Origin of the sequence: Ciceribacter sichuanensis (assembly GCF_024055605.1) — a bacterium.
Lineage (GTDB): Bacteria > Pseudomonadota > Alphaproteobacteria > Rhizobiales > Rhizobiaceae > Allorhizobium > Allorhizobium sichuanense.
In genome coordinates this window covers 1-23,007 of record NZ_JAMXLX010000009.1, presented here as the reverse complement: position 1 = coordinate 23,007, position 23,007 = coordinate 1, and the positions used below count along the sequence as shown (strand labels likewise).

General features: G+C 62.0%; 24 protein-coding genes and 1 tRNA gene. 14 read left to right on the top strand and 11 right to left on the bottom strand.

All coding sequences use genetic code 11. From position 1 onward, the window contains the following. Position 1 precedes the first annotated feature (1 nt). Entirely contained in the window at positions 2 to 928 is a 927-nt protein-coding gene (locus tag NBH21_RS21660) for a hydroxymethylglutaryl-CoA lyase (protein ID WP_250915024.1), read from the top strand. Continuing rightward, positions 918 to 1,688, top strand: coding sequence for an enoyl-CoA hydratase-related protein (locus NBH21_RS21655; protein ID WP_250915023.1), 771 nt, complete (start codon positions 918 to 920; stop codon positions 1,686 to 1,688). The genes NBH21_RS21660 and NBH21_RS21655 overlap by 11 nt, the downstream gene beginning before the upstream one ends. Positions 1,689 to 1,705: 17 nt before the next feature. Here the strand turns inward: NBH21_RS21655 and NBH21_RS21650 are convergent, their stop codons facing one another. The 4 genes from NBH21_RS21650 to NBH21_RS21635 form a co-directional block, all read right to left on the bottom strand. Beyond that, positions 1,706 to 3,679 carry a MacB family efflux pump subunit gene (locus tag NBH21_RS21650; protein WP_250915022.1) on the bottom strand — a complete coding sequence of 658 codons (1,974 nt, stop codon included), beginning with the start codon at positions 3,677 to 3,679 and terminating at the stop codon, positions 1,706 to 1,708. A 4-nt stretch (positions 3,680 to 3,683) separates the two neighbouring features. After that, complete coding sequence (locus NBH21_RS21645; RefSeq protein WP_425340465.1) at positions 3,684 to 4,904, bottom strand: efflux RND transporter periplasmic adaptor subunit; 1,221 nt, start codon at positions 4,902 to 4,904, stop codon at positions 3,684 to 3,686. 24 nt (positions 4,905 to 4,928) lie between these two features. Then, on the bottom strand, positions 4,929 to 5,168 hold the full coding sequence (locus tag NBH21_RS21640) for a hypothetical protein (RefSeq protein WP_250915020.1): 240 nt from the start codon (positions 5,166 to 5,168) through the stop codon (positions 4,929 to 4,931). Between the two features lie 125 nt (positions 5,169 to 5,293). Then, entirely contained in the window at positions 5,294 to 5,917 is a 624-nt protein-coding gene (locus NBH21_RS21635; protein WP_250915019.1) for a hypothetical protein, read from the bottom strand. 207 nt (positions 5,918 to 6,124) lie between these two features. On the opposite strand from NBH21_RS21635, the gene NBH21_RS21630 reads away from it, so the two are divergent. Both NBH21_RS21630 and NBH21_RS21625 read left to right on the top strand, forming a co-directional pair. After that, a complete protein-coding gene (locus NBH21_RS21630; RefSeq protein WP_250915018.1) occupies positions 6,125 to 6,853 on the top strand; it encodes a response regulator in 729 nt (242 codons plus the stop codon). Beyond that, positions 6,850 to 8,106 carry an ATP-binding protein gene (locus NBH21_RS21625; protein WP_250915017.1) on the top strand — a complete coding sequence of 419 codons (1,257 nt, stop codon included), beginning with the start codon at positions 6,850 to 6,852 and terminating at the stop codon, positions 8,104 to 8,106. The genes NBH21_RS21630 and NBH21_RS21625 overlap by 4 nt, the downstream gene beginning before the upstream one ends. 111 nt (positions 8,107 to 8,217) lie before the next feature. On the opposite strand, the gene NBH21_RS21620 is transcribed toward NBH21_RS21625, so the two are convergent. The 5 genes from NBH21_RS21620 to NBH21_RS21600 all read right to left on the bottom strand — a co-directional run bounded on the left by NBH21_RS21620 (position 8,218) and on the right by NBH21_RS21600 (position 12,389). After that, positions 8,218 to 8,691 carry a BA14K family protein gene (locus tag NBH21_RS21620; protein ID WP_250915016.1) on the bottom strand — a complete coding sequence of 158 codons (474 nt, stop codon included), beginning with the start codon at positions 8,689 to 8,691 and terminating at the stop codon, positions 8,218 to 8,220. A gap of 232 nt (positions 8,692 to 8,923) precedes the next feature. After that, positions 8,924 to 10,183 (bottom strand): ABC transporter substrate-binding protein, encoded by a 1,260-nt coding sequence (locus tag NBH21_RS21615; protein ID WP_250915015.1) that lies wholly within the window; start codon positions 10,181 to 10,183, stop codon positions 8,924 to 8,926. Between the two features lie 2 nt (positions 10,184 to 10,185). Beyond that, positions 10,186 to 11,232 (bottom strand): aldo/keto reductase, encoded by a 1,047-nt coding sequence (locus tag NBH21_RS21610; RefSeq protein WP_250915014.1) that lies wholly within the window; start codon positions 11,230 to 11,232, stop codon positions 10,186 to 10,188. A 10-nt stretch (positions 11,233 to 11,242) separates the two neighbouring features. Next, positions 11,243 to 11,638, bottom strand: coding sequence for a TIGR04076 family protein (locus NBH21_RS21605; RefSeq protein WP_250915013.1), 396 nt, complete (start codon positions 11,636 to 11,638; stop codon positions 11,243 to 11,245). Then, the gene (locus NBH21_RS21600; protein ID WP_250915012.1) at positions 11,631 to 12,389 is read right to left on the bottom strand and encodes a GntR family transcriptional regulator; all 759 of its coding nucleotides are present in this window, start codon (positions 12,387 to 12,389) and stop codon (positions 11,631 to 11,633) included. The genes NBH21_RS21605 and NBH21_RS21600 overlap by 8 nt, the downstream gene beginning before the upstream one ends. A gap of 100 nt (positions 12,390 to 12,489) precedes the next feature. Between NBH21_RS21600 and NBH21_RS21595 the strand changes: the two genes are divergently transcribed. Genes NBH21_RS21595 through NBH21_RS21575 form a run of 5 tightly spaced genes read left to right on the top strand, consistent with a single transcriptional unit; the run spans position 12,490 to position 17,429 of the window. Then, positions 12,490 to 13,299: an ABC transporter ATP-binding protein gene (locus tag NBH21_RS21595; RefSeq protein WP_250915011.1), complete on the top strand. Its 810-nt coding sequence runs from the start codon at positions 12,490 to 12,492 to the stop codon at positions 13,297 to 13,299. Then, the gene (locus tag NBH21_RS21590) at positions 13,296 to 14,066 is read left to right on the top strand and encodes an ABC transporter ATP-binding protein (protein WP_250915010.1); all 771 of its coding nucleotides are present in this window, start codon (positions 13,296 to 13,298) and stop codon (positions 14,064 to 14,066) included. Before NBH21_RS21595 ends, NBH21_RS21590 begins: the two co-directional genes overlap by 4 nt. After that, a complete protein-coding gene (locus NBH21_RS21585; protein WP_250915009.1) occupies positions 14,063 to 14,974 on the top strand; it encodes a branched-chain amino acid ABC transporter permease in 912 nt (303 codons plus the stop codon). Before NBH21_RS21590 ends, NBH21_RS21585 begins: the two co-directional genes overlap by 4 nt. Beyond that, positions 14,971 to 15,954 (top strand): branched-chain amino acid ABC transporter permease, encoded by a 984-nt coding sequence (locus tag NBH21_RS21580; RefSeq protein ID WP_250915008.1) that lies wholly within the window; start codon positions 14,971 to 14,973, stop codon positions 15,952 to 15,954. The genes NBH21_RS21585 and NBH21_RS21580 overlap by 4 nt, the downstream gene beginning before the upstream one ends. 11 nt (positions 15,955 to 15,965) lie before the next feature. Further along, entirely contained in the window at positions 15,966 to 17,429 is a 1,464-nt protein-coding gene (locus tag NBH21_RS21575) for an aldo/keto reductase (RefSeq protein WP_425340464.1), read from the top strand. A gap of 20 nt (positions 17,430 to 17,449) precedes the next feature. Here NBH21_RS21575 and NBH21_RS21570 read toward each other — a convergent pair whose 3' ends face one another. After that, on the bottom strand, positions 17,450 to 18,361 hold the full coding sequence (locus NBH21_RS21570; RefSeq protein WP_250915006.1) for a LysR family transcriptional regulator: 912 nt from the start codon (positions 18,359 to 18,361) through the stop codon (positions 17,450 to 17,452). A gap of 291 nt (positions 18,362 to 18,652) precedes the next feature. Here NBH21_RS21570 and NBH21_RS21565 point away from each other — a divergent pair, with 291 nt between their 5' ends. From NBH21_RS21565 to NBH21_RS26290, 5 genes are read left to right on the top strand one after another with little or no spacing between them, the layout of a single operon-like run. Continuing rightward, positions 18,653 to 19,423, top strand: coding sequence for a cytochrome c (locus NBH21_RS21565; RefSeq protein WP_250915005.1), 771 nt, complete (start codon positions 18,653 to 18,655; stop codon positions 19,421 to 19,423). Positions 19,424 to 19,444: 21 nt separating this feature from the next. Continuing rightward, the gene (locus NBH21_RS21560) at positions 19,445 to 20,113 is read left to right on the top strand and encodes a c-type cytochrome (RefSeq protein ID WP_250915004.1); all 669 of its coding nucleotides are present in this window, start codon (positions 19,445 to 19,447) and stop codon (positions 20,111 to 20,113) included. Between the two features lie 48 nt (positions 20,114 to 20,161). Next, on the top strand, positions 20,162 to 20,689 hold the full coding sequence (locus NBH21_RS21555; protein ID WP_250915003.1) for a sorbitol dehydrogenase family protein: 528 nt from the start codon (positions 20,162 to 20,164) through the stop codon (positions 20,687 to 20,689). A 14-nt stretch (positions 20,690 to 20,703) separates the two neighbouring features. Further along, positions 20,704 to 22,338, top strand: a complete 1,635-nt coding sequence (locus tag NBH21_RS21550; protein WP_250915002.1) for a GMC family oxidoreductase — start codon at positions 20,704 to 20,706, stop codon at positions 22,336 to 22,338. Between the two features lie 47 nt (positions 22,339 to 22,385). Next, a complete protein-coding gene (locus NBH21_RS26290) occupies positions 22,386 to 22,667 on the top strand; it encodes a formate dehydrogenase accessory protein FdhE domain-containing protein (protein WP_425340463.1) in 282 nt (93 codons plus the stop codon). Between the two features lie 214 nt (positions 22,668 to 22,881). Here the strand turns inward: NBH21_RS26290 and NBH21_RS21545 are convergent. Further along, positions 22,882 to 22,958: transfer RNA gene (locus tag NBH21_RS21545), tRNA-Met, on the bottom strand. Positions 22,959 to 23,007 lie beyond the last annotated feature (49 nt).

The following is a 23,007-nucleotide window of genomic DNA, read 5'->3' as shown; positions in this document are numbered from 1 at the left end:
CATGAAGATGCCGGAAAGGGTGAAGATTGTCGAAGTCGGTCCCCGCGACGGACTGCAGAACGAGAGCGCCCGGGTGCCCGTCGCCGTGAAGGTCGAACTGATCGAACGTCTCGCCAAGGCCGGATTGCCGGCAGTGGAGGCAGGCGCGTTCGTTTCCCCGAAATGGGTACCGCAGATGGCCGATTCCGACGAGGTCTTCCGCACTCTTCAGAAACGACCGGGCACGATCTATCCGGCCCTCGTTCCCAATCTCAAGGGTCTGGAAGACGCGATTGCCGCGGACGTTGGCGAAATCGCGGTCTTCGTTTCGGCGTCGGAAGGCTTCAGCCTGAAGAACATCGCCTGCTCGCGGGCCGAAAGCCTCGCCCGGCTCCGCGACGTCTGCGATCTCGCCATCACCAGAGGCATTCGGGTTCGCGGCTATGTCTCCTGCATCGCCGGCTGCCCCTATGACGGCGAAGTACCGCCGTCCGAGGTCGCGGTTATGGCGCGCGAACTGCTCGCCATGGGTTGTTACGAAGTCTCGCTCGGCGACACGATTGGGGTGGGTACGGCAGCGCAGATCCGCAACGTCATTGGCGAGGTCACGACAACGATACCGCATGAACGGATCGCCATGCATTTCCACGACACCTACGGGCAGGGCATCGCCAATGTGCTGGCGAGCCTTGAGGAAGGAATTGCCGTCTTCGACAGTTCCGTCGCGGGCCTGGGAGGGTGCCCCTATGCGCCGGGGGCGAGCGGCAATATCGCAACGGAAGACCTGCTCTACCTGCTGCATGGCCTGGGCATTTCGACGGGAGCCGACCTGCAGGCTGTCGCGGAAACGGGCGGATGGATCAGCGATATCCTGGGGCGACGCAATGAAGCGCGGGCGGGACGGGCATTGCTCGCCCAAAAACAGACCGGAGGACAGCATGGCCGATGAACTGCTGCGTGAACGCCGTGGGCATGTATTGTGGCTGACCCTCAATCGATTGGAAGTCCACAACGCCCTCAACTCAGCCCTGACCAGAAGTCTGATCGAAGCCTTTGAAGAGGCCTCCGTTGACCCGACATTGCGGGCGGTAGTTCTGACGGGAACCGGCGAGCGCAGCTTCTGCTCGGGCGCCGATCTCAAGGAAAGCGCAGGCGGCATGTTCCGGTCTGACGACGGAGGCAACCCGATCGCTGGTGTGCTGAATGCAATCGAAACCTGCGAAAAACTGGTGATCGCGCGGATCAACGGCTCGGTTCTGGCAGGCGGCATGGGCCTGTTGGCCGCCTGCGATCTCGCCTATGCCGCCAGACACGCGAACTTCGGCCTGCCGGAAGTGCGTGTCGGCCTCTTCCCGATGATGGTTGCCGCTCGGCTGATGCCGAAGATAACCCTGCGACACCTGCAGGAAATGGCCTATCTCGGTGAAAGCATCGACGCGACAACCGCCCTGCAATACGGTCTCATCAACGGCATCGCCCCTGTCGGTGACCTCGATGAACTCATCGCCGACGTTCTGGAAAAACTCGGACGGAATTCCGCCGAAGCTATCTCAGCCGGAAAACGAACCCTCCGGGAAATGCGAAGCATGACAAACCCGGAGATGCTCGCCTTAGCCGAACGACGGATCGCCGAAATTGCCGAGACGGACGACGCTCGCGAGGGACGAGCGGCTTTCGCAGAGAAGCGAAAGCCGCGATGGTCGCATTAGCGACGACCTTATGATCATCACCCCTTGGAAAGGGCGGCGACCGGATCCAGCTGCGAAGCGTTGCGCGCCGGCAGGTAACCGAAGACCACACCAATCAGGCTGGAGCAGACGAAAGCCGCGACGATAGAGGTTGTCGAATAGACCAGGCTGAAGTTCGAGCTGAACAGGCTGAAGAGCCCGCCGAAGCCGAGAGCCACCGAGATTCCGGCCAGCCCCCCGACGAGGCAGACCAGCACAGCCTCGATGAGGAATTGCCTGAGGATGTCGCTCCGCCGCGCACCGACCGCCATCCGCACGCCGATTTCCGAAACACGCTCGGACACCGAAACAAGCATGATGTTCATCACCCCGATACCGCCGACCACCAGCGAGATGACGGCAATCGCCGCGACCAGCAGGGTCATCGTCTGCGTAGTGCTGGTGATCGTCTCGCGGATATCGTCCGTATTGAGGATGTAGAAATCCTTCGTTCCGTGACGAAGCGTCAGGAGTTGTGTCACGGCCTTTTCAGCCAGCGCGGTGCTGGTTTCGTCGTTGACCTGCACGGTGATGCTGCGCAACGACAGGCTACCGAGAAACCGCGCCTGCACCGTGGTGTAAGGCAGATAGAGCGACAGGTTCTGGCTGGAGCCGAAGCCGCCCTGCTGCGTCTTCGTTACCCCGACCACGCGTGCCGGCACCGTGCCAATCAGGATAACCTTGCCGACAGGGCTCTCGTTCAGATCGGCAAACAGCGCCTTGCGCGTGTTCTCGTCGATCACGACTTCCTGTGTCTTCTCCAGAACGCTTGAAGCATCGAAGAAACGACCTTCGGAAAGCTTGGTGCCCTTGGCAACGAAGTAGCGTTCGCTCACTCCGCTGATCATGGCATTCGACTCCTTCGCGCCGAAGCGAACGGTGCTGGAGGTGGAAACAGTCGGCGTTACCGCCGCGACATAAGGCTGGCTGGCGAGCGCGTCCGCATCGGAAACGACAAGCGTGGTGATCTTGCCGGAGCGGACGTCACCGAAATCCTTGCCGGCGAAGATTTCCAGTGTGTTCGTGCCAAGGCTCGCAATGTTTTCGAGCACGCGCTGCTGCGACCCCTTCCCCAGCGCAACCACGCTGACGACGGAAGCAATGCCGATGATGATGCCGAGCATGGTCAGGAAGGTACGCAGCTTGTGCGCCCGCATGGCAAGAAGCGCCATGCGAAAGGCTTCCTGAAGCGAAGAGAGGAAACCACGCAGGCGGCTCGTCTTGATCTCGGATGGAGGCTTCTCTTCGATAGCCGGCGATGACGTTGCTCCGTCTTCGCCCTCCACGGTATTGCGATTGTCCGCGACGATGCTGCCATCGCGGATTTCGATGATGCGCTGCGCCCGGCGGGCGATCGACATGTCATGGGTCACGATGATGACCGTGTGGCCCTCGGCATGGAGTTCGCCAAGAATTCGCAGCACTTCCTCGCCGCTGTGGCTGTCCAGCGCACCGGTCGGTTCGTCGGCCAGGATGACCTGACCGTCATTCATCAATGCACGGGCAATGGAGACGCGTTGCTGTTGGCCACCGGAAAGCTGGCCGGGACGATGCCCCACCCGCTCGGCCATGCCGAGGCGAGCCAGAAGCGCTTCTGCCCTCTCCTGCCGGGCGTTGGGAGAAACGCCGGCGTAGATCGCGGGGATCTCGACATTGCCGAGCGCCGTGAGTTCGCCAAGAAGATGATAGCGCTGAAAGATGAAACCGAAATGCTCGCGACGAAGCGCCGCCAGCGCATCGACATCGAGCGCGGAGGTTTCCACACCGGATATGCGGTAGCTGCCTGATGTTGGCCGGTCGAGGCAGCCGAGGATGTTCATCAGCGTCGATTTGCCGGAGCCAGAGGCCCCGACAATCGCCACCATTTCCCCTGCCTGGATAGACAGATCGACGTCCTTCAGGACGGCAATCGTGCCTTCGCCCGACGGGTATTCACGCCGGATGCCCGAAAGGGCGATAATCGGTTCGCTCATGGCCTCAGAAACCCATGGGGGGAGGACCGCCGGCATTGCTGCTGGAGCTGTCGTCAGCGGCCACCTCACCGGTCACAACCCTCTCGCCTTCGGAAAGGCCGGAGCGCACCTCCGCGATCATCTTGTCGTTCAGGCCGATTTCCACCGTCTTTTCGGAGATGGCCCCGCCGGTTCCAATGACCCGCACCGTGTAACGGCCATCAGCCTGCGCCGCACCGAGAGCGGCCGCGGGAACAGTCAGCACGTCATGTACAGCACCCAGCACGACGTGCACTTCGGCGGTCATGTAGGTGCGCAGCCTGCCATCCACATTCGGCACGTTGAAGATGCCGTTGTAGTAAATCGCCTCGGAAGAGGATGAACTGCTGCTGGACGAAGACGAGGAGGACGACGAAGACGAACTGAAGCTTGAATCGCTGCGGATCGATTCCGGCGCCGGCTCGATCGACTCAAGCTTGGCATCGTATCGCTTCGCCGGTTCGCCAAGAACGGTGAAGTAGACCGGCAGACCGGGCGAGACCTTGGTGATATCAGCCTCGGAGATCTCGGTACGCACCGTCATCGTGTCGAGCTGGCCGAGAATGGCGATGGTCGGGGCCGACTGGCTGGCATTCACCGTCTGGCCTTCCTGGCTGACGATAGAAAGCACGGTGCCATCGATGGGCGCGGTGATCCTAGTGTAGCCAAGGTTGATCTTCGCCGTCTCCACAGCCACCTGCGCCTCCTCGATCTGCGCGTCAAGAGCGGATAGCTGCGCCTTTGTCACGTCGAGATCGGCGACCGCGCTTTCATAGTCGGCGCGGGATGCAGCATTCTTCGAAACCATTTCCTGCTGACGGGCGAGGCTTTGCCGGTTGAGCACCATCGTCGCCTCTTTTTCAATGCGCTGCGCCTTGACGTTGGCGAGCGCCGCCTCGGCAGTCCGCAGGCTGTTCTCCTGCGTCATGGAATCGATCTCGGCAACAAGATCACCCGCCTTGACTGTCTGTCCCAGCACGACCTTGATCCCGGTGATACGACCCGAGGCCTGAGCGCCGACAGCCACCAGCCGCACCGGCTTGAGAATGCCGGTGGCGAGCACCGTCACCTCGACATCGCCACGCGCTACCGCCGACGTCAGAACGGAGGGTGTCTGCGAAGCCGCCCGCTGCTGCCAGAAGAGAAATCCGCCCACCGCCAGTGCGACGGCAATCGTGCCGACGATAGTCGCCTTTGCCTTACTCATCATGCTTCTCGTTTCATTGCGCCGTCAGCGGCTCTTGGCCCACTCAAAGACGCAGTTCTTCTTGTTGTCCTTCTGGCCCTTCTTACAGACAGTGGGCTTCGCGGGAGTCTTGACCTTTGTCTGGGCCTTGGGCTTGACGGTCTCTGCCTGAACGGCCCGCTTCTGAGCCGGAATCTGCTGTTCCGTTGCCGGGGCGGCATAGGAGGTCTGCAAGTCCGCCAAACCAAAAGCTGCGACAGCGGCGATGCGAAATAGCTGGTTCATTTCAACTCCAATCTAAAAGAATTCAGCCATGGGTGGCACCGGCGGATGCCACCCATGGCGTGCAGCCGACGAGGCTGCGCCTTCCTCTTTCAATGGGGGTGAGTAAAGAGGAAGCCCGGGATTGGTCAGCCCCTCACGTCTCCGGCAGGATCATGAGGACCGGGGCCCTTCGGAGGCATCATCACCCGTTCCAGCCGACCAAATCTTTCATGCTGTTCAGAAGTAAGGATCGGCTCGAGGGCATCAGCAGCGTCCTTCAACGCCTTCGCTTTTTCGGCGATAGCCAGAATACCGTCGGCAAGCCGTTCACCGGGGAGCGGCACTGTCTCCTGTGCCTTGCCGTCAGCGGGAAGCCTTGCACCCGGCATTGGCGACTTCGCACCACCCTTCGGCTCGGGCGCGCCGGGCGGTCCCATATCGGCAAGCGCAACGAATGCACTGGCATAGGAACGCCACGGGCCGAGCTGGTCCGGTGTAATTCCGAGATAGATTTCCGCCGCAGAGAGTTTCGTCGAAAGGTCAAGCGCCGCGAATTCACGATCCGGTCGCGGACCATGCGGACCCGGTCCGAGCATGCCTTCGTCCGCATCAGCTTCCACCACCGGGAGCTGAGGAGCGCGGGGATCGGCATCATCCTGTACGACCACATCCGAGGCGGGTTGCTGCGAAAGAGCCGTAGGCAATGTAGCTGCCAATACGCCAAACACGGTTGTGGAAACGATGACAGTCTTCAAGGTCAAGGATTTCACGGGGGTATCCCTCCTGTCTTTGCTGCGACAGGAAGTTAGGTGGCTGCTGTTGCCGGCCTTGGTCCCAATGTTGCCGAACACTTCCGGGCAAGCCATTTTTGTAAACGAATGTTTCCACAATCCCCGTGGCAACCTTTTGTTGCCAAAAACGCGCCTCAAGAGCCGTCCGGCCTGATAAGAAAGAAACATTCACAAACAGGTTATGCCATGACACAACAGGCCACGCATATACTGATCGTCGACGACGATCCCGAGATCCGATCCCTGCTCGCCCGCTATCTCGGGGGACAAGGCTACCGGGTTTCGGTTGCCGCTGACCGGCGCGAATGCGAGAGCCGCATCGCCTCCACGGACCCGGACCTGATCGTTCTGGATGTGATGCTGCCGGACGGTTCCGGCCTCGATATCTGCCGCAGCCTTCAGGACCGGCGACCACGCATTCCCGTCATCCTGCTGACGGCGCTGAAGGAAGACGTGGACCGTATCGTCGGCCTCGAAATCGGCGCGGACGACTATCTGGGCAAGCCCTTCAACCCGCGCGAACTCACGGCCCGCATCAAGGCGGTACTACGTCGCGCCGGTCCCGGAGAGGCTCCGCCGCCGGAACAGCATGTCTATACCTTCGACCGGTTCTCCGCCGATCCGCAATTGCGCCGCATCATGCGCGACGACGGGCAGGAGGTCATCCTGACCGGCGCCGAGTTCGACCTGCTCAAGGTCTTCCTCGATCGCCCCGGCAGGCTTCTGTCGCGTGAACAGCTTCTCGACCTGACGCAGGGCCGCGACCGCAATCCCTTCGACCGCTCGATCGACGTGCTCATGAGCCGCCTGCGCCGGAAGCTTGGAGAACAGGATGGCGCGGCAATCTTCAAGACCGTACGCAATGGCGGCTATCAGATGACTGTCGCGGTTCGCACTGTCCCGTCCGTGCCATGAGTTCGCTCCGCAACCGCATTGCCGCGCTTCTGATCGTCGCCATCATCTCCGTCGTGGCGCTTGCAACGCTTGCCGCGCAGCAGGCGCTTCAGCCGCCTTCGCCAAGTGCGACAGTCGAGCCATTGGCGCGTCATCTGGAACTGGTGGCACGGGTCGTCGAGCAGGATCCCTCCATCGCTGCAGCCAGCGGTGTGGAGCTTCGCTCCGCGCCTGATGCCGGCAAGGTTGACGAAGGCCTTTCGCATTTTCTCCAGAGGGCCTTTGCCGCCAACGGCTCCACCCGGACGGCCATCGTCTCGCGCGATCCCTCGCGCCCCTCCCCCGCCCTTTCGGTCACTCTCTCCAACGGTCGCTGGCTGGTGACCGACCTGCCGGACATGGGACCACCCCCGGACGGCTGGAAGATATTCGGGATCTGGATCGCGATCATCGTCATCGGCAGCACGATCGTATCCATCTTTACCGCCACGAAAATCGTCCGCCCGCTCACCATGCTGGAAAGCGCTGCATCCCGCCTCGGGCCGGATGGCGCTCTGCCCCATATTCCGGAGACAGGGTCGGCTGAAATCCGTGCCACGGCTCGGGCGCTGAACGGGCTTTCCGCGCGCCTGAAGGCGGCGATGGAAAGTCGGCTCCGCGTCGTCGCGGCCGCCGGCCACGATCTCAGGACGCCCATGACCCGCATGCGGCTCAGGGCGGAATTCATCACCGATGACGAAGAGCGTGACAAGTGGCTATCGGACCTGACAGAACTCGACGCCATCGCCGACAGCGCGATCCGGCTGGTGCGTGAGGAAGTCGATCGCGATGCGACCGGAACCGTGGACCTCAATGCGCTGGTGAGCGAGATCGTCAGCGAGTTGCAGGACATCGGTCACGACAATGCGGTCACCTTTACCGGCCCCTCGGTGCCGGTCCATATCGAGGCAGCACCCCTCGCCCTGAAACGGGCCTTGCGCAACCTCGCAATGAACGCGGTGACCCATGGGAAAGGCGCGGAGATCGTGCTCCGGCTGGACGCCACGGAAGCAGTGATTGTGATTACGGACAAGGGGCCGGGTATTCCTGAAGAGATGATCGGGCGCGTATTCGAACCCTTCTTCCGCGTCGATCCCGCCCGCCGCAAATCCGTTCCGGGCGCGGGCCTCGGCCTTGCCATCGCCAAGGAGATCATCGAGCGTCTCGGCGGACGCATCTCGATTGCCAATCGAAAGCCCAACGGCCTCGTGCAGACCGTAACCTTCCGGCTCTGACGGCGTCGGAGATAATTCCGTGGCCGGTTCGGGCCGCCACGGAAATCCCTTACTCCGTTCGCCCACCACATGCATGTGGAGAGCGAAAGAAGCAAGACGGGTCAGCCTGGCTTAATAGCTGAAGGGCGACTGGCACTGGGCGCGAGCACCGGCCCGCGGCACATAGCTGTTATCTCTTGCACTGTAGCTCTTGTAGCGCTTCGCGCACCATGCGTAGTGCTCGGGGCTCAGACGATCGGGGCGAGCTTGTCCACCACCGGGTGGCGGTGGCGGCTGACGGCCTTCCGGCGGCGGGGGAGGAGCATCACCGCCATTACCGGAGCCAGCGATGGCACCGCCGATAACGGCACCGGCTGCGAAGGCCGCAAGCGGATACCACCAGCCGTCGTCACCTCGACGATAGCCCGGACGCTGCTGGCGCACGCCCTTGTAGCCACGCCACATTCCGGGAGGCGCTTCCTGCACCAGCGTCAGGTCAGAACTACCGGTTGCGGCTGAAAGTGGAAGAAACGGTGCGGCATTCGCCGTCGTGAGAGACAGGCAGCCGGTAATAACGACCACCGACGCCCTTGTGAAAATATTCATGTCGAGAGCCCCTTTGCACTTGATTTGAGGACAGCCCGAAACTCCGTTTTCACTATGGTGGCGTGGTGGCCGCAACGTAATTCAAAGTAATTTTTCGTAATATTTTGTTGCCGGGATCCGAATATACCGATCCTCAGCGAACCGGCATTCAGAATCCGTAGCCAATGACTGAAGATCAAAGGGGAAGATGAGGTATCGGGGGCTTCTAAACCCCGACGCCCCGCTGGTTCACTTACTGGGCAGCCTTGATCTTGCTGACGTCCTCGGCGCTCATCTCGCCGACGGTGGTCACCTCGCCATTGGTGATCTTCCAGAGGCGGAACGGGCCGGTGATGTCGCCATATTGGTCGAAGCTGACCGGACCGATGACGCCTTCATACTTAACCGGCTTGCCTTCCTTGATCAGCGCCAGCGCCTTGGCGAATTCTTCCTTGCCAGCATGGATGGGCGTGCCGCCTTCGGCGACCACGGCGGGCACTGCGGCCTTGATGGCTGCGGCATCGGCCTTGCCGGCCTTGGCAATAGCAAGCGCCACGATCGCGCCCGCGTCATAGGAGCGGTCGGCTGCCGGAGCGGATGCGGAGATGCCGCCCGAGAAGGCTTCGTAGTTGGCGTTAAAATATTCCGTCGATGCCGTCGGGCTGGTGCCCGAAGAGGTGCCGTAGGCGTTTTCGAGATACTGCGCGCCGACGCTTTCGATGAAATCCTTGGAGTTCATGCCATCGTTCAGTAGGAAGGTCTGCTTGCCGCCGCCCGAAATCCAGGCGCGTGCGATGGTGGCGCCGTCGACGGGCGTGCTGACGAGATAGAGCGCATCCGGATCGCCCGCCATCGCTGCGCTTGCTTCAGAGGTGTAGCTCGACTGCTTTTCGTTGTAGGGCGTGGTCGAGGTGATGGTGCCGCCGAGCTTTTCGTAAGCCGTGGCGAACTCCTTCACCATGTTGACGCCGAAGTCGTTGTTGACGTTGATGATGGCGATCTTCTTCAGACCCTGATCGATTGCGTATTTCGCAGCCGCCGTGCCCTGCAGGGCATCCGAGGTGATGGTGCGGAAGAACACGCCATTCGTCTTGCCTTCGCGGCCAAGCGACGTCAGCGTTGGCGAGGACGAAGCGGGCGAGACCTGCACGACGCCGGCCGGTGCCGTCACCGAGGTCAGGATCGGGATAGATACCGACGAAATGATACCGCCGATGATGACCGGCACCTTCTTGATGTTGACAAGCTGCGTCGCCTGATCGACGGCAACGTTGCCCTGGCTCTGGCTGTCGCGGGTATCGGCCACGATGTTGCAGCCGTCGACGCCACCGGCTTCGTTGAAGTCACGGAAAGCCATGGCGACCGACTTGGCGCCGGCCTGACCGTATTCACCGGCCGGGCCGGTCAGTTCCATCACGAGACCGACGGTGATGTCGCAATCGGCTGCAAAAGTCGGCGCGGTGGACGCAGCAAGCGCTGCGACCACGGCTGAAAGCAGAAATGAAGTCCTCATCGTTATTCCCCTTTGTTGAGATTGTATTTCATGATGCTGCCGTGGCGACCTTCCCGGTCCCGCTCGAGCGTGTAGACGTCCCCTTCGAGCGGCGAGGCCTCGAACAATACGTTATCGATCTCGGCCCGATCGGTATCAGTCAGCCGGATGTCGGAAATGGCAAGATTTGAAGCCAGATGCTCGCGGTTGCGCGCACCGACGATCACGGCGGCAACGCCCGGCCGGGTCAGCATCGCGGCACTCGCAACAGTGGCGATATCCACCTGATGCCGGTCCGCGATTTTCCGCAATATCGAGAGAAGCGCCTGAAACAGGTCCCAGCCGCCGATGTCGTCGATGATCAGCTTGTATTTTGTGAGCGAACGGTTCTCGAGCGGATGTTCCGGCTCCGGCTTGCCGAGCCAACGGTCGCCAAGGAAACCGCCCGCGACAGTACCGTAGCAGAACAGCGCGAAATTCTTCTCCGCTGCAAGCTGCACCATCCGCTTTTCCGGACGCCGGTCGAGCAGCGAATACTGGAGCTGTAGCGATGTGAAAGGCACGCCGGTGGCAATGATCGCCTCGACATGATCGGTGTCGAAATTGGTGCCGCTGACCTTGTCGATCTTGCCGGCCTGCTGCAACTCCTTCAGCCAGCCGGCAGTCTCCAGCCAGCCGTCGATGTCGTAGGCCCACCAATGGAACTGGACCAGATCGAGCCGTTCGAGATTGAGCCGCTTGCAGGAGGTGTCGATGACGCCCTCGACATAGGCCTTGCTGATCGTCGGGAGAATAGTGAGGTCCGGCACGAACTTGGTATGCACGCGGATGCGCGACAGCGCCTCCTGTCCACGCAGGTTTGCATAGCGCAGCCGGAAGCGGCCGATCAGTTCCTCGACACCGGTATAGATATCGGCGCAGTCGAAAGTGGTGATGCCGGCATCGGCAAAGGCGACCATGTCATCCACCGCCCCTTCGGCATCGATCGGCCCGTGGCCGCCGGCCATCTGCCAGCCGCCGCGGATGACCCGCGATATCTCATAATCGGGTGCGATGGTGATACGCTGCATGTCTTTCTGCCTATTCGTCATTCACGGGAGGCACCATGTCTGCGACAGGCGCCGGGTCTGCTGAAAGATTAAGGGGAACTGCCGTGGTCGCAGCATGGCTGAAACGGCGCAGTCCCGTTCGCCTGATCCGGAGCCGGGTCGAGCAATTCGGGTCCGGGCACGCGATCTCCGCATCGGTGGTCATCCAGTCATGGGCATGGGTCGGCCGCTGCTTGGCCGCCAGAAGCGGCAGCACCGAGGAAAGCGAGTAGATCGAAATGCCCTGCCCGGGGGGCAAATACAGCATCTCGCCATGCAGTTCGAAATGATCGCCCGGCTTTGCGCCGCAATAGATGGCGCCGCCCTCGGGGATGATCACGTCCACGCGCAGGTCGAAGAGATCGAAGCCGTCGTTCGTCTCAGCCATGATCCGCCTGCCCCGCTGCGTTTTCTTCCTGATCGAGCCGGCCGCGAATGAGATCGAAGGAGCGGCTGATATCGTTGGTCAGCGATTCAAGCGCAGAAGCCGGATCGCGCCGTTCCAGCGCATCGATCAGTGCCCAGTGATGATCGGTCGCCGCCAGCCCGCCGTGCTCGTCATGGATGTGCGCCGCCTTGCGGATGATCGCCCCGGATTGCAGCCAAAGGCTTTCGACGATCGGGATCATCACCGCCGACCGCGCGGCGCGATAGATATGGAAATGGAACCGCTGGTTAAACTCGGAGGTGACCTGTCCGATGTCCTTGCCATGCCGCTCGAAGGCCGCATCGCAATCGACGTTGATCTGCTTGAGGATCTCGAAATCCTCACGTGTCAGATTGGGCAAGGCGAGCGCCACAAGCTGCCCTTCGATGAGGATGCGCGCCCGGGCAAGATCGTCCAGCCGTTCGCGGGTAATCAGCGGCACACGGACCGAGCGGTTCGGCAAGGCCTCGAGCGCCTGTTCGGAGACCAGACGCCCCAGCGCCTCGCGCACCGGCATGGTGCTGGTCTGAAGGCGCTCAGCCAGATCGACGATGCGCAACACGTCACCGGCATCGAACATGCCATTGATCAGGGACCGGCGAAGCTGGTTATAGACGCGCTCGTGCAGCGTCTCGCGTCCGACGGGCGACAGAGCGCCGCGACCGGTCAGACCGTCACCGCTTTCCTGCGGCTGTCGCGCATGGGCCGTCATCAACTTCCTCCGCTTCAACCTGCTTTTTCGGGTTGCTTTTCCTCGGGCAGTAAAGTTTGATCAAACATCACGCATCAAATCAAGAACCTTTCTTTCGCCAATGTCTCCGCCTCTGACAAATTCAGTCGATATCCCCCCGCGGCCCTCCGGAGCGGTCATCGACGCGCGCAATCTGGTCAAGCGCTTCGACGGCATGACGGCGGTTGCCGGCATGTCGCTGACGCTTGGTGCTGGCGAGATGGTCGGGCTGATCGGCCCGAACGGCGCGGGAAAGACGACGCTGTTCAATCTGATCGCTGGCTCGCTGAAACCCACCTCCGGTGAAATCTGGATCGCCGGCCGCGACGTGTCGCAGGACAGCCCGGAAAGGCGCATCGCAAGCGGCGTCGGGCGCACTTTCCAGATCCCGCGACCCTTTCTGGAAATGAGCGTGCTGGACAATGTGCTGACCGGCGCTCAGGCACAGGATGGCGAGCGACTGATCACCAATTTCCTCCGCCCCGGCCATGTGCGCCGGCAGGAAAAGGCAGCGATAGAAAAGGCGCGCTCGCTCCTGGAATTCGTCACCCTGTCAGGGCTGGAAAGCCAGCCGGCCAGGGTGCTTTCCGGCGGCCAGCGGAAACTCCTCGAACTCGCCCGTATCCTGATGGCCGATCCCGCCGCGATCCTGCTCGACGAGCCCGCCGCCGGGGTCAATCCGGCCCTTCTTGAGACGATCATGGAGCGGGTGATCGCGCTCAATAGGCAGGGCAAATCGATCCTGCTGATCGAACACAACATGGAAATGGTCTCAAGGCTCTGCACCCGCGTGGTGGCCATGGCGCTCGGCAAGCCGCTGGCCGAAGGCTCTCCCACCAATGTCGCCGCCAATCCCGCCGTGATCGAAGCCTATCTCGGGGGGACGATATGACGGCCCCGGCCTCGCAGACACCTGCCCTGCAAGCGCAGGCCCTCGTCGCCGGCTACGAACCCGATCTGCCGATCGTGCGCGGCGTCGATCTTTCCGTCGCGCCGGGGGAACTGCTGGTTCTTCTCGGGCCGAACGGCGCAGGCAAATCGACGCTGGTGAAAGCGATTGCCGGCGTGGTGCCCATCCATTCCGGCAGCGTAATGCTTGCCGGCCGCGACATCACCCGCACTCCCACCCATCGCAAGATCGCCGAAGGCCTCGCCTTTGTGCCGCAGACGGAAAACATCTTCGCGACGCTCTCCATTCACGAAAACCTGCAGATTGCCGCGGCAGCGTTGCCGAAGCCCGTCCGGTCCGGGAAGATCGCGGCCCTCTACGAACGCTTCCCCGATCTCGCGGCCAAGCCTTCGCGGCAGGCCGGCACCTTGTCCGGCGGCCAGCGGCAGATGCTCGCCGTCGCTCGCGCGCTGATCATAGACCCACCGGTGATCATTCTCGACGAACCATCGGCGGGTCTTTCGCCGAAGATCGTCTCCGAAGTGTTCGAAATGCTCCGGCAAATCAACGCCACGGGCGTCACGGTCGTCTTGGTCGAGCAGAACGTCAAAGCGGCGCTGGCGATTGCCAGCCGTGCAGTCGTCCTCGTCGAAGGTCGCATCCGTCATGAGGGGGCTGCCGCCGACCTGCTCGGCGACCCGCTGATCGCCAAGCTCTATCTCGGCACCGGCCATTCCGCTGGCTACTCCCAAAAGGCAGAGCATCCATGAACCCTCAGTTTGTGATGGATGGCCTGATCGCAGGCGCGATGATCGGCCTCGGCGCCATCGGCGTGACGCTGACCTATTCGATCCTGCGCTTCGCCAATTTCGCCCACGGGGAACTCCTGTCCTGGGGCGCCTATCTCGCCATGGCGGTCAGCGGCGCTCTCGGCCTGTTGTCGACGGGACTGCTGAAGCCGATCGGACCCTTCTCGTTCGGCTGGTCGCTTCCTCTGTCAGCCGTTCTCGCAATCCTGCTGACCGGGCTTCTGGCGCTCGCGGTCGATGCGCTCCTGTTCGGCCGGTTGCGGAAACGCGGCAGCGCCGTGATCATTCTGGTCATGGCGAGTTTCGGCGCATCCCTCGCTCTCCGCAGCCTTCTCGAATTCATCTTCACCTCCAAGCCAGCTTATTACACCAAGGCGCTGCAGATCGCGGTGCAGCTCGGCGGAGGTCTGCGGGCAACGCCGGACCAGCTTCTTTCGCTCGGCGTCACTCTGATCGCCGTCATCGTCATCCACCTGATGATGACGCGCACCGGCATAGGGCGTTCGATGCGGGCGGTCAGTGAGAACCCGGCGCTTTCAGGCATTGCCGGCATCGACGTGCGCAAGGTCGTCATGGTGGTCTGGTTTCTCGGCGCCGCCCTTGCCTGCATCGCCGGCATCATGACCGGACTGCTGGTGCAGATCCGCCCCTATCTCGGCCATGACCTGCTGCTGCCCCTGTTTGCCGCGACGATCCTCGGCGGCATCGGCAGCGTGCCGGGCGCGATGCTCGCCGGCCTGATCGTCGGACTTTCCGAAGCCGCCGCCGTGCAGTTGGTCGGGGCGGAATGGCGAGCCGCCGTCTCCTTCGTCATCCTCGTCGTGGTCCTGCTGCTCAGGCCGCGCGGCCTGTTCGGGAGAGCGGCATGAGCGTCGATATCATCGGCTATGGCGCCTTCTTCCTGACCATGGCGCTGACCTACTCCATCATGTGTCTCGGCCTCAATGTGCAGTGGGGCCAGACGGGCCTGTTCAATGTCGGCATTGCGGCTTTCGTCGCCATCGGCGCCTATGTCTCGGCATTGCTGACCACGCCCGAAACGCCCGACCGCTTCGGCGGCTTCGACCTCCCGATTGCCATCGGATGGCTTGGCGGCGCCCTTGCTGCCGGCCTTGCCGCATGGCTCGTCGGAGCGCTGACGATTCGGCTTCGGTCCGATTATCTCGCCATCGCCACCTTCGGCGTTGCGGTCTCAGTTCAGCTCTGCGTGCTGAATATCCAGCCGCTCACCGGCGGCGCTTTCGGCATCGGCTTCATACCGCGACCCTTCGCAAACCTCGCCGGCAATCCGCTGGGCTTCGGCCTTGCCAATCTGGCGCTGGTGGCTGGTGTGGTACTGGCGCTCTATCTCGCACTAGAACATCTCGCCAAGAGCCCATGGGGCCGTGTGTTGCGCGCGATCAGAGAGGATGAAACGGCGGCACAGGCGCTCGGCAAGCGCCCGATCCGTTTCCGCCTGCAGGCCTTCACCATCGGCGGGGCCATCATGGGTCTGGCGGGTGCGGTGCAGGGCCATTTCATCGGCTTCATCGCACCGGACAACTATCTGCCCATCCTGACCTTCCAGGTCTGGGCCATGCTGATCGTCGGCGGCTCCGGCAGCAATCGCGGAGCGATCCTCGGCGCCATTCTCGTCTGGGGCCTCTGGGCGCTTTCGGCAGCGGCAGTATCCGCCGTCGTTCCGCCCGAACAGCAGGCGCGCGCCGCCTCGTTGCAGATCGTCGCCATCGGCATCGGTCTTTGCCTCATTCTGCTTCTGCGTCCCCGTGGTATTCTTGGCGAAGGCCGATCTTCGGCCACCGGACGCGCCACAATGAAATCCAAGGCCAACTCCAAGGCCGAATCCTAGGAATGACTACCATGAGCCAGTCGCCCGAACGCATCGCGCTCACCAGCAATCTTTCGATCAGCCGCCTCGTTTGCGGCCTGTGGCAGGTCGCCGATATGGAAAAGAACGGCGAGATCATCGATCCGGAAACAGGCGCCGATGCCTTGCAGGCCTATGCACAGGCCGGCTTCGACAGCTTCGACATGGCCGACCATTATGGCTCGGCCGAGGTGATCACCGGCCGTCTGCTCTCCCGTTATCCAGACGCACGCAATCGCCCCGCCGCCTTCACCAAATGGTGCCCGGAACCGGGGCCGATGACCCGCGATGTCGTTCGTCGGGGCGTGGAAGAGCGGCTGCAGCGGCTCGCCGTCGACAAGATCGATCTCCTGCAATTCCACTGGTGGACGTTCGAACACCCGGCCTGGCTGGACGCCTTGCACGAGATGCAGCGCATGCGCGAGGAAGGCCTGATCGAAGCGCTGGGCCTGACCAATTTCGACGCCGCCCATCTTGCCGTGGCACTTGCCGATGGCATCGAGATTGCCACCAACCAGGTGTCCTTCTCACTGGTGGACCGCAGGGCGGCGGGCGCGCTTTCGGATCTCTGCGCCAGGAGCGGCGTCAAGCTGCTCGCCTATGGAACGCTTTCCGGTGGCTTTCTCTCGGAAAAGTGGATCGGCAAGCCGGAGCCGACGGAGATCTCCGACTGGAGCCGTTCGAAATACAAGCGTTTCATCGATACGGCCGGCGGCTGGGCTGCATTTCAGGGCATCCTTGGAGCCGCGGACCGGATCGCGAAAAAGCATGGCGTCTCGATCTCCAACGTCGCGAGCCGCTGGGTGCTGGAGCATGAGGCGGTCGCCGCCACCATCATCGGCGCGCGACTGGGCGAAAGCGAACACCGCGACGACAATCTGAAGGTCTTCTCCTTCGCCCTCGACGGCGAGGATCACGCCTTGCTCGACGACGCCTTTGCCGCCACCAGTCCCATTCCGGGCGATTGCGGCGACGAATACCGCAAGCCGCCCTTCCTCACGGCCTCCGGCGACCTCAGCCATCACCTCGACGCCATTCCATCTATCTACACTGCCAAATCCGTGCCGGGACGGCCCGACAGGCTTCGGGTTTCTTCCGGCAGCGTATGGGAACCGATCGCCGGCTACAGCCGCGCGGTCAGGATCGGCAACCGGATTCTCGTATCGGGCACCACGGCAACCCATGGGACGGACCGCTGCGTGGCACCCGGAAACCCCGGCGCACAGGCGACTTATATTCTCGACAAGATCGCGGCCTCCATCTCCGCTCTCGGCGGCAGCATGGACGACGTGATCCGTACCCGCGTCTATCTGCGCGATGCAAATCAGTGGGAACCGGTTTCGCGCGCCCACGGTCGCGTCTTTTCGAAGGTCCTGCCCGCCAACACACTAATCGAGGCGGGCAATCTGATCGGCGAATACGAAGTGGAAATCGAGGCCGAGGCGGTTTGCGACTGACGGCGTTCGGGGCCGAAAGATCAGGGTCCCGCCATTTCCGCGACATAGGCTCGCAGATGGGCAAGGAGTTTTTGCGCGAACCGCGGTAGCTCCGCCTCGCTACGCACGCAAAGATAAAGTTCGCGATCGGCCCAGCCGTCGCCAATCTCCAGAACGCGGAAATCCATGAAGCGCCGGTAACGGCGAGCGGCGCTATCCGGCACGACCGCAACACCGGCCCCGCATTCCACCATGCGGCAGACGCCTTCGAACCCGTCCATGCGCATGCGAAGCTTCATGTCCCGGCCAAGTTCGACGGCATGCCGCTGCAGGAACTGCGAGAGCGCCACCTCCTCCTGCAGACCGATCAGGCGAAAATCGAGAATACGGGAAAACTCCACCGGACCGGAAAGCAGTTCGCCAAATTCGCTTTCCGGCGGCACCACGAGAACCAGCTTGTCGGGCACGAAACGCCAGCGCTCGAGCCCTGTCATATCAGCCGAAGCAGCAACGATCCCGATATCAGCGTCGCCGTTCTTCAGAAGCGACACCACTTCCAGGCTCGGCTTGTCCTTGACCGAAACACTGATATCCGGATTGGCCGCCAGAAACCGCCCCAGCACCACCGGCATATGCTCGGCCAGCATGTTGGTGTTGGACGGAAGGCGCACCTGTCCGCGGCGACCATAGGCGAAATCGCCGAGTTCCACCTCGATGCGCCGCGCGTCGTCCAGCACCCGGCGCGCATGCTGCGCCAGCATGTCGCCCGTCAGCGTCGGACGAATGCCGCGCCCGGTTCGCTCGAACAGCGATAGATCGAAGGCCTCCTCCAGCTTGCGCAGCCGTGCGCTGACCGCCGCCACGACGAGATTGTTTTGCGCGGCAGCGGCCGTAAGGCTGCCGCCTTCAACCGCGGAAAGGAAGATTCTGAGATCGGCAAGATCGAATTTCATGGCGCCCAACAGTTCGCCTTTGGTGAAATCTGCTTGTGGAATAAACTGGCTACCCAAGTCATCAACTGCGGCGCTATGACACAGATCAAGTCGCGCCATCTTCATAGTGGCCACATCGGCTCGCCGCTCAATCTGGCTCGAGATCCTAAAATCAGGCGTTTTGTGCAAGGAATTCTCTGAAGAGGGCGGCATTCTTGCGATGTTCCGTTCCGGTTTGCGACGATCCGGATCAGCCCTGCACGTGGGAGGCGTGGATGGGTCTGGCACCTGTTGTTCACGTTTGATGAAAGCATGGGATTTATGCTCACGCCTCCTGTTAAGCCCAACACCTCCTTCGGCCGCGCGTTTTTCGCGCCGGTTTCAGCCTCGCTGCTCTGTTTTTCCGCGCTGGTCGCAACGGCCGGCGCAGCGTTTGCCGAGGATGCTTCCGATCTCGTCGCCCGCGGACGCTACCTTGCGACGGCCGCCGACTGCGCCGCCCGTCATACCGCTCCCCATGGCGGCGAACCCTTTGCCGGCGGCTACGGTATAGATACGCCTCTGGGCAAGATCTTCTCGACCAACATCACGCCGTCGAGGACCGATGGCATCGGCAGCTATAGCGAGGAAGATTTCGCCCGTGCTGTTCGGGAAGGTGTCGCAAAGGACGGCAGCCATCTCTATCCGGCCATGCCCTATACGGCCTATGCGAAGATCACCGATGACGACATGAAGGCGCTCTACGCCTATTTCATGCCGGAGGTGAAGCCGGTCAAGCACAAGCCGCAGCAGACGGAGCTGCCCTTCCCCTTCTCGATCCGCGCTTCCATGGCCATGTGGAACCTGCCCTTCCTCGACAAGGATCGTTTCGGGCCCAACCCGGCCAAGTCTGCGGAATGGAACCGCGGCGATTATCTCTCGGAAGCGCTGGAACACTGCAGCACCTGCCACACGCCGCGCAACCTCTTCATGGCGGAAGCTGGCGGCCAGTCACTTGCCGCGGCCCCGTCGGCTCCTAGTACGCCCCCAACATCACTTCGGACGCGGTATCCGGCATTGGTGGTTGGTCCGACGACGAACTGACCCGCTATCTCAAGACAGGTCATGTCGCCGGCAAAGGCGCAGGCCGCCGGCCCCATGGCGGAGGCCGTCGAAAACAGCCTGCAATATCTGCCCGATGACGACATCAAGGCCATCGTCACCTATCTCAAGGATGTGTCGGCGATATCGTCCGGCGACATTCACCCCCGCTCGGATTTCGGCAAACCCTCCACCGAGACGGAAGCTTCGCTACGCGGCCTGCCGGGACAGTCGGAAAACCAGAATGGTTTCCACGTCTTCAGCGGCAGCTGCGCCGCCTGTCATCAGCTCGAAGGCCAGGGCAACGACCATTACCCCTCGCTGTTCCACAACACCGCAGCCGGTGGCGATCGCCCGGACAATCTGGTCTCGACCATCCTTTATGGCCTTCATCGCACGGTCGGCGATCATGTCGCCTTCATGCCCGCCTTCGGCCCGGACGCATCCTATGCCGACCGGCTGTCGGACAGGGATATCGCCGACGTCAGCAACTACGTGCTGACCCATTACGGCAACCCGTCCGTCAAGGTAACGGAAGCCGACGTGGCCCGCATTCGTGACGGGGGCGAGAAACCCCTGATCGTTCGACTTGCACCGTTTGCGGCACCCGTTGCGATCGTGTTCGCGCTTGCCGTCGTTGCGCTGCTCTCCTGGCTGGTTTCCCGACGCCGCGAGCGTCCGGTTCTCGGCTGAACCGCAGCATCCCAACCCGTTCGCATTGAACGCTCCCCGGAGATCCTGATGCCTTTCAACCCCTCCTCCCTGACCGCTCCCGGTCACCACCTATCTCGTCGCAGCCTGCTGCGCGCCAGCGTCGCAATTGCCGGCCTCGCGCTCATTGCCGACATCGCCGGTCCGTTGCCGACGACCGCGGCGGATGATGCGGTGACATCCTTCACCCAGTTGTCGGAGTTCCTGACCGGATATTCGCTCGATCCCGTCCTCGGCGGCCGTTTTCTCACCGCCTTGAGAAAACGCGATGCCGGTCTTGATGCCAGCCTTGCCGCGCTTTCCGATCTGATCAGGAAATCCGCCGTGCCGAACATGGATGGCTTCCTTGCCCTGACCGACACGGATCCAGCACTCATGGAGACGGCAACCAAAGTCGTTTCGGCTTGGTATCTCGGCGTTGTCGGAGAGCCGGAGGATCGGGAACTCATCACCTATGCCGACTCGCTGATGTATCGCCCGACCAAGGGCCTCCTTCCCATTCCGACCTACGGTCCCGGCCCCAACGCCTGGGGACCGAAACCAGGAAGCAAGATCTGACAGGAATAAAGACAATGGCTAACGATACATATGATGCCGACCTTATCGTGATCGGCTCGGGCGTCATGGGCGGCATCATCGCTGCCAATCTCGCCAAGGCTGGCAAGAGGGTCATCGTGCTCGAGGCGGGCCCGCGCGTTAACCGCCGCGAGATCGTGGAAACCTTCCGCAACGCTCCGGTGAAGCTCTCGCTCGCCAACTCCAAGCTTCAGGGCGCCGGCTCGCCCTTCCCTAACCTGCCGCACGCTCCGTCGACCTATGGCGACTATCTGCAGTTCGAAGGACCGGTAAAGTATAATACCTCATACCTTCGCGTCGTCGGCGGTACGACCTGGCACTTCGGCTCGGCCCTGTGGCGCATGATCCCGAACGACTTCAAGATCCAATCTCTCTATGGTCGCGGCCGCGACTGGCCGATCGGCTATGACGATCTCGAGCCTTTCTACAACAAGGCGGAGCTGGAACTCGGCGTCACCGGCGTCGATGGCCAGGACGAAAGCGGCCAGGGCGGCGGTCCGATGCCGCCCCGTACCATGCCCTTCCCCATGAAACAGCTCAATTCCAGCTACATGTTCCAGACTCTGGCGGAAAAGCTCGGCGTCGGAGGCTTCAATCCTGTTCTCGAGCCCCATGGACGCGCCTCGCGCCCCTATGGCAACCGCCCGATCTGCGCCGGCAACAACAACTGCAATCCGGTCTGTCCGATTGGCGCCAAGTATGACGGCTCGATGCATATCGACGAAGCCGAGCGCCACGGCGCCAAGCTTCTGGACAACTCGCCAGTCTACAAGATCGAGGCCGGTGACGACGGCAAGATCACGGCGATCTGGTACAAGAAGCCGGACAACTCCGAGCATCGCCTGACGGCGAAATATTTCGTGCTCGCCGCCTACGGCATCGAGTCGGCAAAGCTGCTCTTGATCTCAACATCCGACAAATATCCGAACGGCATCGCCAATTCCTCCGATCAGGTCGGCCGCAACCTGGTGGACCATACCGGCATCAGCATGAACATGCTGACCAAGGAAGACATGTGGCCGGGCGAGGGCCCGACCGAGCTTCTGGTCTACCTGAACCAGCGCGACGGTGAATTCCGCAAGGACTATCCGAGCTACAAGATCAAGGTACGCAACACCGTGCCAACCGCGCAGATGACCGAGGGCTTCATCAAGAAGGGTATTCTCGGCTCCAAGCTCGACGAACAGATCCGGAAATACTCGGCCCGTTCGCTCAACTGGGCGATCGACTTCGAACCCCTGCCGCTCCCGGAAAACCGCGTGACCCCGTCCAAGACCAAATTCGACGCGCTCGGCATCCCGGTTCCAGTTCTCTACTACAGCGTCACCGAATACTGGGACGCCGGCCGCGACAGGGGCCTGCAGGACCTGAACAGGATCGCCGAACTGCTCGACGCGGAAGTGCTCTCCACCGACGTGAAGTGGCAGAACCGCCAGCACGTCATGGGAACGACCCGCATGGGCGACGACCCGAAGGACAGCGTCGTCGATCGCGACTGTCGCACGCACGACCATCCCAACATGTTCATCGCCGGCACAAGTGTCATGCCCTCGGCTTCCTGCATGAACCCCACACTCACCGGGGCAGCGCTCAGCGTTCGTATCGCCGAACAACTGATCCGGGAAATCTGAAAGAAACCGCGCGGCGCTGTGCCTGGAAGGGCGGCGCGCGGAGCTTCATGCGCTCTCGTCGAATTTCCGTCACTGAATGCACCGACTTCCATACGGAACTATCAGGGCCGCATGGGCTGCGCTGCTGTAGTCTGCGAGTTCTATTCTGTTGCTTGGTCCCCGCGGCGCGCGAGTTAATCTCCCACGGCTATCTGAAGGTTGTTTCGCTTACGGGTAATCGTGAATCGGATGTGGTGGGTGACGATCTTGCAAGTCTGGCTCTCGACGCCGCGGCGGAAGAAGAGGGCTACCGCTGCACGGGCTTCAACCCCTTTGCGCTGCCAGGTTGACGTCTCGCCTGTCGAGTTTTTTTCTGGGAAGGGCAGGCCCGCCAAAAGCCATTCGCTGGGGGCTTTCCTTGGATATTTTGTTTTCTGGGCGAGACTTTGACGTTGGTTCGTCAGGTTCTGGTCGTGCTACGGAGGGTCAGACCTGGCCCACGAAGAAGCATTCTTGGTGGGTCGATGACGGGTCGGCTGTGATATGTTTTGGAGGGGGTATTTTTGGTTGCGGGGGCAGGATTTGAACCTGCGGCCTTCAGGTTATGAGCCTGACGAGCTACCGGGCTGCTCCACCCCGCGCCATTTAGGTAAGCCGCTTTTCGGCTTATCCGGTGTGCAAAACCCTTTT